The sequence below is a fragment of the Fictibacillus macauensis ZFHKF-1 genome, from assembly GCF_000269865.1.
Lineage (GTDB): Bacteria > Bacillota > Bacilli > Bacillales > Fictibacillaceae > Fictibacillus_C > Fictibacillus_C macauensis.
Genome location: NZ_AKKV01000024.1, coordinates 155,108 through 168,141, shown reverse-complemented (window position 1 = coordinate 168,141; position 13,034 = coordinate 155,108). Strand labels below are relative to the sequence as shown.

Annotated in this window: 13 protein-coding genes; 12 read left to right on the top strand and 1 reads right to left on the bottom strand. The window is 41.4% G+C overall.

Annotated features, from left to right (window positions below):
- Nucleotides 1-134: 134 nt before the first annotated feature.
- The 4 genes from A374_RS08260 (at nucleotide 135) to paaX (ending at nucleotide 4,083) form a co-directional block, all read left to right on the top strand.
- The gene (locus A374_RS08260; protein ID WP_007201750.1) at nucleotides 135-1,010 is read left to right on the top strand and encodes a 3-hydroxyacyl-CoA dehydrogenase; all 876 of its coding nucleotides are present in this window, start codon (nucleotides 135-137) and stop codon (nucleotides 1,008-1,010) included.
- Nucleotides 1,004-2,212 carry a thiolase family protein gene (locus A374_RS08255; RefSeq protein ID WP_274517053.1) on the top strand — a complete coding sequence of 403 codons (1,209 nt, stop codon included), beginning with the start codon at nucleotides 1,004-1,006 and terminating at the stop codon, nucleotides 2,210-2,212. Before A374_RS08260 ends, A374_RS08255 begins: the two co-directional genes overlap by 7 nt.
- 99 nt (nucleotides 2,213-2,311) lie before the next feature.
- Nucleotides 2,312-3,100 carry an enoyl-CoA hydratase-related protein gene (locus A374_RS08250; protein WP_007201748.1) on the top strand — a complete coding sequence of 263 codons (789 nt, stop codon included), beginning with the start codon at nucleotides 2,312-2,314 and terminating at the stop codon, nucleotides 3,098-3,100.
- Nucleotides 3,101-3,195: 95 nt separating this feature from the next.
- Nucleotides 3,196-4,083, top strand: coding sequence for a phenylacetic acid degradation operon negative regulatory protein PaaX (gene paaX / locus A374_RS08245; RefSeq protein ID WP_007201747.1), 888 nt, complete (start codon nucleotides 3,196-3,198; stop codon nucleotides 4,081-4,083).
- A gap of 81 nt (nucleotides 4,084-4,164) precedes the next feature.
- Here the strand turns inward: paaX and A374_RS08240 are convergent, their stop codons facing one another.
- Nucleotides 4,165-4,689: a gamma carbonic anhydrase family protein gene (locus tag A374_RS08240; RefSeq protein WP_007201746.1), complete on the bottom strand. Its 525-nt coding sequence runs from the start codon at nucleotides 4,687-4,689 to the stop codon at nucleotides 4,165-4,167.
- Between the two features lie 78 nt (nucleotides 4,690-4,767).
- Here A374_RS08240 and A374_RS08235 point away from each other — a divergent pair, with 78 nt between their 5' ends.
- From A374_RS08235 to pdhA, 8 genes are all read left to right on the top strand, one after another.
- Nucleotides 4,768-5,745 carry an NAD(P)H-dependent flavin oxidoreductase gene (locus A374_RS08235; protein ID WP_007201745.1) on the top strand — a complete coding sequence of 326 codons (978 nt, stop codon included), beginning with the start codon at nucleotides 4,768-4,770 and terminating at the stop codon, nucleotides 5,743-5,745.
- Between the two features lie 124 nt (nucleotides 5,746-5,869).
- A complete protein-coding gene (locus A374_RS08230; protein ID WP_007201744.1) occupies nucleotides 5,870-6,856 on the top strand; it encodes an ABC transporter substrate-binding protein in 987 nt (328 codons plus the stop codon).
- Between the two features lie 80 nt (nucleotides 6,857-6,936).
- Nucleotides 6,937-7,956, top strand: a complete 1,020-nt coding sequence (locus A374_RS08225; protein ID WP_007201743.1) for an ABC transporter permease — start codon at nucleotides 6,937-6,939, stop codon at nucleotides 7,954-7,956.
- Nucleotides 7,931-8,725 (top strand): ABC transporter ATP-binding protein, encoded by a 795-nt coding sequence (locus tag A374_RS08220; RefSeq protein WP_007201742.1) that lies wholly within the window; start codon nucleotides 7,931-7,933, stop codon nucleotides 8,723-8,725. The genes A374_RS08225 and A374_RS08220 overlap by 26 nt, the downstream gene beginning before the upstream one ends.
- 102 nt (nucleotides 8,726-8,827) lie before the next feature.
- Entirely contained in the window at nucleotides 8,828-10,177 is a 1,350-nt protein-coding gene (locus A374_RS08215; protein WP_007201741.1) for a sodium-dependent transporter, read from the top strand.
- A 228-nt stretch (nucleotides 10,178-10,405) separates the two neighbouring features.
- Entirely contained in the window at nucleotides 10,406-10,816 is a 411-nt protein-coding gene (locus tag A374_RS08210; protein ID WP_007201740.1) for a thioesterase family protein, read from the top strand.
- Entirely contained in the window at nucleotides 10,813-11,958 is a 1,146-nt protein-coding gene (locus tag A374_RS08205; RefSeq protein ID WP_007201739.1) for a Leu/Phe/Val dehydrogenase, read from the top strand. Before A374_RS08210 ends, A374_RS08205 begins: the two co-directional genes overlap by 4 nt.
- 14 nt (nucleotides 11,959-11,972) lie before the next feature.
- A complete protein-coding gene (gene pdhA, locus A374_RS08200; RefSeq protein WP_007201738.1) occupies nucleotides 11,973-13,034 on the top strand; it encodes a pyruvate dehydrogenase (acetyl-transferring) E1 component subunit alpha in 1,062 nt (353 codons plus the stop codon).

Sequence of the window (13,034 nt, the reverse complement as noted above, 5' to 3'; positions counted from 1 at the left end):
ATAAAAGGATATGTCAGGCGTTATAAATAAGAGTACACGGTGTTAGTGTAAGGCAAAAGGAGAGGAAAACTGACTACTAAATTAACACAAATATTGATAGTGTGTATGTCTCTATTTTTTAGTAGCAGTGAGCGATGATTGAAGTGATTACGGTTATAGGTTCAGGTGTGATGGGTCGAGGAATCGCCTATACGGCAGCGATAGGAGGATTCGCTGTACAACTTATAGATGCAGATGAACAAGCTCTTGGTCAGGCGCAACGTGAAATTGAAGAGTTGTTTGCAAAAGGGGTGGCACGTGGTAAGATTTCTAGCGAGGAAGCGCTTACTGCGAAAGGACAGCTTCGTTACGAATTGAATCTAGCAACAGCTGTGAAGGATGCGGATCTTGTCATTGAAGCTGTACCAGAATCACTAGAAATAAAGAAAGCCGTCTTTACACAATTAGAGGAGCATGCACCGTCTCATTGTATTTTGGCAAGTAATACGTCGACGATGAGTCCAACCGAACTTGGTTCGTTTACAAAACGACCGAATCAAGTCATTGCTATGCACTTTTTTAATCCTGTTCATAAAATGCCACTCATTGAAATTATTCGTGGTCATGAAACTGATGATGATACGGTCGCAGTGGTGAAAGTGGTCGCTCAGAAAATGGGCAAGGAAACCGTGGTAGTCAATGAGTTTCCCGGCTTCGTTACAAGTCGAATTTCGGCGATGGTTGGCAATGAGGCTTTTTATATGCTTCAAGAGGGTGTTGGTACCGCCGAAGAGATTGATAAAGCCATTAAACTAGGGTTGAACTATCCAATGGGACCATTTGAGCTTGGAGATTTAGTCGGTCTTGATACACGCTTAAATAATTTACGCTATCTTCATGAAACGTTAGGTGAAAAGTATCGTCCGTGTCCACTTCTCGTTAAATACGTCAAAGCAGGGCGTCTTGGGCGAAAAACAGGACGTGGTGTGTATGATTATTCAACAGAGAAAGACGGGGCGGTGAAATCGTGAGAGACGTCGTTATAGTAGACGCTGTACGAACGCCAATCGGTCGGTATAAAGGAGCACTAAAAGACATTCGTCCTGATGATTTAGCAGCGATGACCATTAAAGGTCTAATGAAGCGTAATCCGCGCGTTTCCCACGCCATCATTGAAGAAGTGGTGCTCGGCAATGCGAATGGAGCAGGTGAAGATAATCGTAATGTAGGTAGAATGGCTGCATTACTTGCGGATCTTCCAATTGAAGTTGGTGGAACAACAATTAATCGCTTATGCGGATCGGGTATGGATGCGGTCATTTATAGTGCACGTGCGATTATGGCTGGTGAAGGGGATGTGTATATTGCCGGCGGAACAGAAAGTATGACACGTGCACCGCTTGTCATGGGAAAACCGGACATTGATTTTCCACGCGGTGACATGAAGATGTTTGATACAACCATTGGTTGGCGTTTTATAAATCCAGCATTACATGCGTTGTATGGAACAGACTCCATGCCACAAACAGCAGAAAATGTAGCTAAACGCTATGGAATTAGCCGCGAGGAGCAGGACGCCTTTGCCGCAGAAAGTCAGCAACGTGCTCAACTTGCTATGGAGGCAGGTCGCTTTCAAGAAGAGCTCATTGCGATTGAACATAAAGACAAAAAAGGGAATGTTACGTTAGTCGATACAGATGAACATCCGCGTCCCAATACGACAGTACAAACACTAGCAAAGTTAAAACCTCTTTTTCCAGACGGAACGATTACTGCGGGTAATGCTTCTGGCGTGAATGACGGTGCAGCGGTTCTGTTAGTAATGAGTGCAGAAAAAGCAAGGGAACTAGGACTCAAGCCACTGGCGCGCTATAAAGCATCTGCAGTAGCAGGGCTTGAGCCGGCTGTGATGGGACTAGGGCCAATAGAGGCGAGTCGGAAGGCGCTTATGCGCGCAGGTATAACGAAAGATGATCTCGGTCTTATTGAATTGAATGAAGCATTTGCATCGCAGTCGTTAGAGTGCATGAAGCAGTTAGAACTAGATCCCGCTAAAGTCAATGTGAATGGTGGAGCCATTGCTTTTGGTCATCCACTTGGCGCAAGTGGCGCTCGAATTCTAACGACGTTGCTACATGAAATGAAAAAACGTAAGGTGCGCTATGGATTAGCTACAATGTGCATTGGTGTTGGTCAAGGGATTGCGACTGTCATTGAAAATATCGAAGCATAACTGGTTACAACTCAAGTTTCATTAGAAAGCAAGCAGTATAAAAGAAAAGGGAGGTGAACTGCTTCTAAACAGCAGTACTAACAGTAGAAGCAGAAATCTATGATACAACAACAAGAAGCTATTTTGTATGAAGTGAAAGAGCATATCGCCTACGTTACACTGAATCGTCCTGAGGTGTTGAATTGTTTTAATTATTCAACGTTACAAAAGCTTGGTGAAGTCGTTGAAGCTATTCATCATAATGGCGATGTTCGCGTGGTAATCTTTACAGGTGCTGGTGCAAAAGCCTTTAGTGCAGGCGCTGATTTGAAAGAACGAAGAACGTTATCAGAAAACGATGTTAAACGAAATGTGAAAAAAATTCGTGATGTGTTTTCTGCGATTGAACAGTTGCCACAACCAACCATTGCAGCGATGAATGGTCACGCATTTGGCGGAGGGTTTGAATTAGCTCTTGCGTGTGATTTGCGTGTTGCTGTACAAGCTGCCTCAATGGGCTTAACAGAACTAGGATGGGCGATTATTCCTGGTGCAGGTGGAACACAGCGTTTGCCGCGTCTAATTGGAGTTCCAAAAGCAATGGAGCTCATTCTAACAGCAAAAAAACTAAGTGCACAAGAAGCGTTAGCGTATGGCATCTTAAATAAAGTGACCGAACTTGATGAATTATTACCTGCTTGTGAAGCGTATGCTGCTGCCATTTTAAAAAATGGCCCAATTGCTGTTACGCAAGCGAAGTATGCGATTAAACACGGAATGGATACAGATCTGCACACAGGTCTAGCTATTGAAGCGAAAGCATATGAGGTTACGATTCCAACGCGAGATCGTATAGAGGCGTTAGAAGCATTTAGTGAAAAGCGGCCGCCTCAATTTAAAGGAGAATAAGGCAAGCTTTTAAAACTTGTACGTTGAAACAGTCGTTTGATAGGATAAAAGTTACTACGTACTGTACCGTATGAATAAGTAAATGAGGGAATTACATGCAAAACAGTTTAAACACTCGTTCCATGATTTTTACGCTGTATGGAGATTATATTCGTCATTATGGAAATGAAATTTGGATTGGAAGCCTTATTCGGTTGTTGGAAGAATTTGGACATAATGAGCAAGCGGTTCGTGCCGCTATTTCTCGCATGAATAAGCAAGGATGGATTGTTTCACGGAAGCAAGGAAACAAAAGCTATTATTACCTAACACCACGTGGCGTTCGCCGTATGGACGAGGCTGCAAAACGAATTTTTAAACTGCAACCAGATGAGTGGGATCAAACGTGGTATATGTTCACGTATACCATTCCCGAAGAGAAGCGGAGCATACGAGATGAACTTCGAAAAGAACTTGTCTGGAGTGGATTTGGTCTATTAGCAAATAGTTTTTGGATTTCTCCTAACAATCAGCGAGAACAAATACAACAAATGTTAGAGAAGTATGAGATTGGAGACTATGTACATTACTTTACGGCAACGTATGATGGTCCAAATGAATGTGCAAAGCTCGTGAACGAGTGCTGGGACTTACAAGCAACGAATGAGAAATACGATCGTTTTATTAAAATCTATTCAGAAAAGTATGTGATTGATAAAACCAAGATTGAAAACGGCGAGATGACCGATGGTGAATGCTTTGTAGAACGAACAAAGCTCGTGCACGAATATCGTAAATTTTTATTTGTGGATCCTGGTTTGCCACAAGAACTATTGCCAGACAATTGGCTAGGGAATTACGCTGCGTCATTATTTAGTGATTATTATCGGACATTAGCAGTACCGTCTTCGCGGTTTTTTGAAACCATTTATCAAGAAGGCAACACCGTTAAGAAAGATAAAGCGTACAATGCGCTAAATCATCCATTAATTAATGAACTGTAATAAGGAAGCTAGTTGATTAGAAAAGGTTGTCTAGGTCAATTCGTTAGTGAATGTGCTAGACAACCTTATTTACATCATGCTTTATGGATGAGTTTGTTCAAGAGATTGTTTAAACATTTGTGCTTTTTGACGATAGGTTTCAATCGTTACGGCAATTAATTCTAAGTCTTTTTCATTGAGCTCACGAATGATTTTTGCTGGTGAACCTAGTACAAGCGTGCGTGGAGGAATTTTCTTTCCAGATGGTACAAGTGTGTTGGCGCCAATGAAAGCTTCTTCGCCAATGTCAGCTCCATCTAGAATAATGGCTCCCATACCAATTAAGGCACGTTTACGAATCGTGCAGCCGTGGAGAATGACGTTATGACCAATGGATACCTCGTCTTCTAACGTAAGGGGATTTCCTTCGTATAAATGAAGGGTACAGTTATCCTGCACGTTGCAGCGGTCGCCAATGGTAATTGGACCTTCGTCACCACGAAGCACACTATTAAACCAAATGCCTGATTCTTTACCAATGGTGACATCTCCAATGATTTGTGCACCCGGCGCTACGAAAGCGCTCTCATCGATTGTTGGCTTTTTTCCGTCAAATGAGTGAAGCATACAATAAGTTCCTCCTTAACTAGTAAAACAAAACTTCTCTAAAAGTATATACCAGATTGCATGAAAGGAATAACATAGATGAAAACATTATGTGAACTTCTTAATATAGATGTACCCATTCTTCAAGGTGGGATGGGCAATGGAAGCAATGCTCCCTTAACAGCAGCTATATCGAATGCCGGGGGTCTTGGAACAATCGGTGTTGGGACGCGTTCACCACAAGAAATTGAAGCACTCATTCTTGAAACAAAAGCACTGACAAATAAGCCTTTTGCAGTAAATGTTCCTTTGACAGTAGCGTCAAGTATTAAAGAAATCATGGCACTCATCGTTTCTCATAGCATCCCCATTGTCTCTTTATCAGCAGGAAATCCAGCGCCATTTATTCCGAAGCTAAAGGCGCACGGAATTGTTGTGATTTGTGTCGTTGCCTCTGTTTATCATGCAAAAAAAGCAGAGGAAGCTGGTGCAGATGTAATTGTAGCAGAAGGTTATGAAGCAGCAGGGCTCAATTCACCGTTAGAAACGACGACGATGACCTTAGTTCCACAAGTAACTTCCGCTGTGTCTGTGCCGGTTGTTGCTGCTGGAGGGGTTGCTGATGGCAGAGGATTAGCAGCAAGCATGATGCTTGGCGCACAAGGTGTACAAATTGGCACGCGCTTTATTGCTGTCCAAGAATCTCCTTTTCATGCTGTGTATAAAGAGGCACTTCTCGAAGCTTCCGATCAGGATACCGTTGTGGTGGGTCGCTCGGTCGGCAGAATTCGCCGTGTCATGAAGGCTCCGTATGCACAAACCTTATTACACTATGAAAAAGAAGGCGTCACACTTGAGCAATTTAATGAACTCACGACCGAAACCCACCATCTTAAAGGTGCGATGGATGGCAATCTACAAGAAGGCTTTATTAATAGTGGTCAAATTGCTGGTTTAATTACGAGCATCCCGACTGCACGTGAACTAATGACAACGATGATGGATGAAGCTTCTTATGCTATTGAACAGTCATTTCAAACGTTCCATTCTTTTAAAAATAAGGAAGAAAGCTGTTAAATCGTAATAATTTGTAATATAATCAATAGTGTAAATAGTTTGAAAATAAGCGAAAGGCATAGCCTCGCCGTTAGTTTGCAACCAGAAAGATGTCTGTTGCCTGACAAAAGGGGGAACGGAACGGGTGAAAACGTGGAAGGGAATAGTCGGTGTATCGACTGCGGCTGTATTGTTGCTTGGAGGGTGTGGAAAAAGTGATGTTAGCAGTAAGATGGATCGTGACAAAACCGTTACGATTGGGGTAACACAAATTGTTGAGCATCCTTCTCTTGATGCGGCCTATAAAGGGTTTCAAAAAGGAGTAAAGGATGGCGGTGTTCAACATGTGGACTTTAAATACAAAGTGGCTCAAGGTGAGCAAACGAATTCTGTATCCATCGCCAAGACCTTTGTTGGCGATAAAGTCGATTTAATCTTTGCTAATGCTACACCAAGTGCACAACATGCTGCAAATGCAACGAAACGCATTCCAATTGTATTTACATCTGTGACAGATCCTGTTGGGGCAAAGCTTGTTAAAAGTTTAGAAGCACCGGGTACGAATGTAACAGGTACAACAGATACTCACCCAGAGGCGATACCGAAAACGGTTGAATTTATTGGAAAAGAAATAAAGGCAAAATCAGTGGGACTACTTTACAATAAAGGCGAGCAAAACTCCGTTGTACAAATTGAAAAAGTAAAACAAGAGTTAAAGAAGTACAATGTGAAAGCTGTCGAAGCTACCGTTGCAAAATCTGCTGATGTTAAGCAGGCAGCAGCTTCTCTCGTAGGAAGAGCTGACGCCTTTTATGTAGTCACAGATAATACGGTCGTTTCAACGTTACCTTCTGTCATATCCGTTGCTGAAAGTAAAAAAATACCTTTATTTGTCGGCGAACTGGATTCAGTGAAGAAAGGCGGCTTTGCGGCCTACGGTTTTGACTATTATGATATCGGCTATCAAGCGGGGAAAATGGCCGCTAAAATTTTAAAAGACGGTAAAAAACCTAGTGATCTCCCAGTAGAGTTTCCTAAAAAATTAAAACTAGTTATTAACAAAAAAGCAGCTGCAGCGATGAACGTAAAATTGAACCCTAAATGGAATTCAATAGCGGAATATATCGATTAAGTGCACGCTGGATTTGACCTTCCACTGGCGGGTTAAATCCAGCGTTTTTGTTTACATTTCAATTCATTAGGAGGACTTACATGTATGCGATTCTAAGTGCTATGGATTTAGGGGTCATTTTTGCTATGATGGCAATCGGTGTTTACGTATCCTTTCGTATTCTTGATTTTCCTGATTTAACGGTGGATGGAAGTTTTGTAACAGGCGGTGCGGTGACAACCATGATGATTGTAGGGGGCTTTAATCCGTTCCTTGCTACACTAGCTGGATTATTTGCAGGATTTATTGCTGGTTGTTTAACCGGTATTCTACATACAAAAGGTAAAATCAATCCACTTCTATCGGGAATTTTAATGATGACCGCTTTGTATTCAATTAATTTGAAAATCATGGATCAAAGCGCAACGGTTTCGGTAGCGAATGAAGAGACGATTCTTACCTCAATTCGCAATGCATGGGAAGCGCTTGGTCTAGATGATCTTCTCAATTCTTTCTTTACCATGCTTGGTTTTGGTGATGATTTACCTGAAACGTGGAGTGTGCTGTTCGTAATCGGTGCCCTTGCTCTTATGATGAAAGGGCTATGTGATTGGTTTTTACGCACCGAAATTGGTCTAGCGCTTCGTGCAACGGGTGATAACAAGCGCATGATTTCAAGCTTATCGGCCAATACAGATTGGTTAACGATTCTTGGACTTGGCCTTTCTAATGCCTTTGTCGCTCTATCTGGGGCTATTTTTGCACAATACAATGTCACAGCCGACATTGGTATGGGAATCGGGATGATTATTGTCGGGTTAGCCTCCGTCATTATTGGTGAAGCGTTATTTGGCACAAAATCCATAGCACGCACAACACTGGCTGTTTTTCTAGGTGCTATTGTGTACCGTATAATGATTACGTTTGCTCTTAAAATCGATATATTTGATCCGGGTGATTTAAAGTTAATTACGGCGGTAATCGTAATTGGTGCGCTTGTTATTCCTAAAGTTGTAGATCGACAAAAAGAAAAAGTCCGAAAAACCAAACGACGAAAAGCGGCGATAGCAGCGCTGCAACGAAAGGATGATGACGTTGCTTCAACTAAGCTCGGTTTATAAAGTGTTTAATGAAGGTACAGCTGATGAAAAGGTAAGCTTACAGCATATTAATTTAACCGTAGAAGCCGGTGATTTTGTTACGATTATCGGCAGTAACGGAGCGGGCAAATCCACGCTCATGAATATCATATCTGGAGTGCTGTTTCCAGATGAAGGAGAAGTCATGATTGGCGGTAAGAAGGTAACGACCCTGCCGGAATATAAACGATCGAAAATGATTGGACGTGTCTTTCAAGATCCAATGGCAGGCACAGCACCCTCTATGACAATTGAAGAAAATCTAGCTATGGCCTATGCACGTAATCGGAAACGATCTTTACGTAATGGGCTGACAAAAGCGAATCGTACTTTTTTTAAAGAAGCCCTATCTTCATTACATCTTGGCCTTGAAGATCGCTTTAAAGCCAAAGTCGGTCTGTTATCGGGAGGGGAGCGACAAGCGCTCTCGCTATTAATGGCGTCTTTTACAAAACCGGATCTTTTATTATTAGATGAGCATACGGCAGCGCTTGATCCGTCTCGAGCGGCACTGATTACATCTTTAACGAAAGAAATTGTCCACGCTAACGGTTTAACGACGCTCATGGTAACACATAATATGCAACAAGCGATTGATCTTGGTAACCGCTTAATTATGATGGATAAAGGGCAAATTATAGTAGAGGTGAAGGAAGAAGAGAAAAAGACATTAACGGTAGAAGGGTTACTTCAGCTTTTTCAACGTATTAAAGGGGAACAGCTTGTAAATGATCGAGCCATTTTATCTTAAAACGGAGGCTTGCTTTTTTACATAAAAAGCGGTAGACTTTTTGGTTATGCAGCATAGCTACGGCAATGCTGTAAAGTTTTATATTGTAGGAGGACGTATTTTTTGAAGCAGCAAGAGCAATGGACCTCAAAATTAGCCTTTATTTTAGCCGCAGCCGGCTCAGCCATTGGTTTGGGCGCAATTTGGAAGTTTCCTTATGTTGTTGGAACGAGTGGTGGCGGTGCCTTTTTTCTACTGTTTTTATTATTTACATTTTTAATTGGTTTTCCGTTGTTAATGGCTGAATTTGTAATCGGTCGCGGTGCGCAAAAAGAAGCCATTTCAGCGTATAAGACAATTGCACCAAAGACAGCCTGGCCATGGCTTGGGCGAATGGGAGTGACAACCGCTTTTATCCTGTTGTCATTTTATAGTGTTATTGGTGGCTGGATAATCCTTTATTTATACAAAAGTGTAACTGGGCAAGTGTTTGGTCAAGATTATAGTGCGTTATTTGGACGCTCAATTTCCGAATCAGGTGGCGTGTTAATCGCCCAAGCTGTATTTATGCTGATTACTGTCCTGATCGTTTCCCGCGGAGTAAAAAGTGGAATTGAAAGAGCAAATAACATTATGATGCCTGCGCTTTTCATTATGTTTCTCATTTTAATTGTACGCTCCTTAACATTGGATGGGGCTATGAAAGGTGTGGAATTCTTTTTAAAGCCTGATTTTGCATCGATTACAGGAGAATCCATTTTGTTTGCGCTTGGCCAGTCGTTTTTCTCATTAAGTGTGGGGATCTCGGTTATGGTTACGTATAGTTCATACCTATCTAAAAAAGAAAGTTTACCTAAGTCTGCGACAACAATTGTAAGTTTAAATGTTGTGATATCATTATTGGCTGGACTCGCTATTTTCCCAGGCGTATTTTCCCTCGGATTAAAACCAGCAGAAGGCCCGGGCTTACTATTCGTTGTGTTACCTTCTGTTTTTGAACAGTTAGTGTTTGGAAAAGTGTTTTTCGTTATCTTTTTAGCACTCTTTTTATTTGCAACACTCACATCAGCATTTTCCATGTTAGAAATTATTATTGCAGCCATTATTAAAGATGATGTTAGCAAGCGAACGAAGTGGTCTTGGATCATTGGCGTGTTAATTTTCATTGTCGGTGTGCCATCTGCTTTATCAACAGGAGCACTGAAACATGTTACGCTAATCGGCGATCGTACGATTTTTGATTCATTAGATTTTCTTGTGAGTAATATTTTATTACCATTGGGTTCTTTATTTATAGCCTTGTTTGTCGGCTATCGTTACCCAAAGGGTCAACTATATGAAGAATTTACAAGCGGAGCTACGATTGGTAAAAAAGGCTTTGCTTTGTGGTTATTGTTAATTCGCTATGTGACCCCTGTTGTTATTATTATCGTCTTTTTAAATCAACTAGGTGTATGGAAGCTATTTAAATAGTATCCATGATCTTCCTAAAGAGGAGGTGTTTTCTTAATTGGAAAACATCTCCTCTATTTTTCATTTATTGACTGATTATTCTACAAAATGATATCATTACGTTAAGAAAACGTTATATAATTATCGTGTAAAGCGATAGACTTTAGAAGGGGCAGATACATGACGCAAAATGGATTTGTGCCTTTCTTTTTGTAAACCGTTACATAACGCTTATTAAGAGGTGATGATATGAAACCTGGTATAAAAATAGGAGATGAAGCCGTCATTACGGCAACAGTAACGCCCGAGATGTTTGCTCAATTTGAAGGGTCATTAGTTCATCCAGCCTACTCTACGGTGTCCATGGTCTATCATATGGAATGGGCTGCTCGCCAAATTATTCTACCCTTTTTAGAAGAAGGCGAGGAAGGTATTGGTGGTGGTGTATCTGCTAAGCATCTTGCGCCAACTCCTGAAGGAATGAATTTAACGATAACAGCAACGGTTACAGAACTAACAGGGAAAACAGTTGTATGTAAAGTAAAAGTAGCAAATGAAAAAATGGTAGTTGGTGAAGGTGATGTAACACAATATATTTTATCGAAAGAGAAAATCACACAAAAACTACAAAGTATGAGAATGGAGAATACCCAAAAATGAAAGCGCTTACTTTAAAGCATCAAAGGGTTGAAGAACTTGATATGTTTGAACAAATAGCAGAGCATGAGCAAGTTGTGTACTGCAATGATCCTTCAACGGGATTAAAAGCTATTATCGCTATTCATAATACGACGCTTGGACCGGCTTTAGGGGGCTGTCGTATGCGTCCATATCGTACGACAGACGAGGCACTTGAAGATGTACTGCGCCTATCTAAAGGGATGACCTATAAATGTGCAGGTGCCGATGTTGACTTTGGTGGCGGGAAATCGGTTATTATCGGGGATCCGATGAGCGATAAATCACCCGCGTTGTTTCGGGCATTCGGACAGTTTGTTGATTCATTAAATGGGCGCTTTTACACCGGAACAGATATGGGAACGACACCCGAGGATTTCGTTCATTCTATGAAAGAAACAAATTGTATTGTCGGTGTACCAAAAGAGTATGGCGGTAGTGGTGATTCATCTGTACCAACAGCACAAGGAGTCATTTACGGTCTAAAAGCAACACTACAAACGCTTTATGGGACAGAAGCGCTTCATAGTGTGACCTATAGCATTCAAGGATTAGGCAAAGTGGGCTATAAAGTAGCGGAAGAGCTATTAACAGCAGGTGCACATCTTTATGTGACCGACGTTAATCCAATTGTCTTAAAGATGATCACAGAACGAGCGGAACAATTGCCGGGAACAGTGCAAGTCGTTTCAGGGAATGAAATTTATAGCGTTCCAGCAGATATTTTTGTACCTTGTGCACTTGGAGGCATCATTCATGATGAAACAATAGATCAATTGCAAGTAAAAGCGATCGTTGGCAGTGCGAATAATCAATTGTTAGAAGATCATCATGGTTTGTATTTACAACAAAAAGGGATTTTATACGGCCCTGACTACATTGTTAATGCTGGTGGTCTGATCCAAGTAGCAGATGAGTTGTATGGACCGAATACATCACGTGTATTAAAACAAACGAAAGCAATCTATGATTCTCTTCTTGAAATCTACCAACAAAGCAAAGAGTTGCATCTCTCTACAATGGAAGCGGCAAATCGCTTTTGTGAAGCAAGAATTGCACAGCGTAAGACACGCAATAGCTTTTTTTCGCATGACAAGCGAGCAAAATGGCAGGTTAGACATTAAAAGGAGGAAGTGGAATGCAAAACGAATTTCCTATGTTACAAATCATTGATCAAAATGGTGTGCTAGTTGATGAGTCTTATCGTAGTTTACTAACAGAGTCTCTTGTAAAAGAACTGTACGTAAAGATGGTGAGAGCGCGCTTGTTTGATCGAAAAGGTGTCAATTTACAGCGACAAGGTCGCATTGGTACGTATGTGCCTTTTGAAGGACAAGAAGCAGCACAGATTGGTAGTGCAATGGCGATGCAAGAGGGCGATTGGATGTTTCCGACGTATCGTGATCATGGGGCAACGTTGACATTTGGTCATTCGTTAAAAAATGTTTTGTTGTATTGGAAAGGCCGTCAAATTGGTTGTGTACCACCAGCAGGAAAAAATATTTTCCCACCAGCTGTCCCAATTGCCTCGCAATTATTGCATGCGACAGGGACAGCTTGGGCAGAAAAGCTAAAAGGCACAGATCGTGCCTCAATTGTCTATTTTGGTGATGGTGCCACATCTGAAGGTGACTTTCATGAAGGTTTAAACTTTGCTAGCGTCTTTAACGTACCGGTTGTCTTTTTTAATCAAAATAACGGTTTCGCAATTTCCGTTCCGATTGCCAAGCAAATGAAAGCTAAGACTATTGCTCAAAAAAGTGTTGGTTATGATATTGAAGGTGTGCGTGTAGATGGAAATGATGTCTTTGCTGTGTATTTTCATACGTTAAAGGCCGTTGAGAATGCGCGCAAAGGAAACGGACCAACGTTAATTGAAGCAATGACATGGCGCTATGGTGCGCATACGACAGCAGATGATCCATCAAAATATCGCGATCAAGAGGAAAGTGTTCGTCGTCGTGAAAGTGGCGATCCAGTTACACGTGTTGAATTATATATGAAGCATGAAAATATGTGGGACGAGCAGTTTGCTAATGAAATTGAACAAACGATTATGAAAGAAATAGAAGAAGCGGTAGCAAAAATGGAGCAAGAGCCAGCGCCACATTATAGTGAAATGTTTGATTATGTCTTTGCTGAAAATCCATGGCCAATTGAAGAACAAAAACGAGCGTATGCTGGGATGAGAGGAGAATAA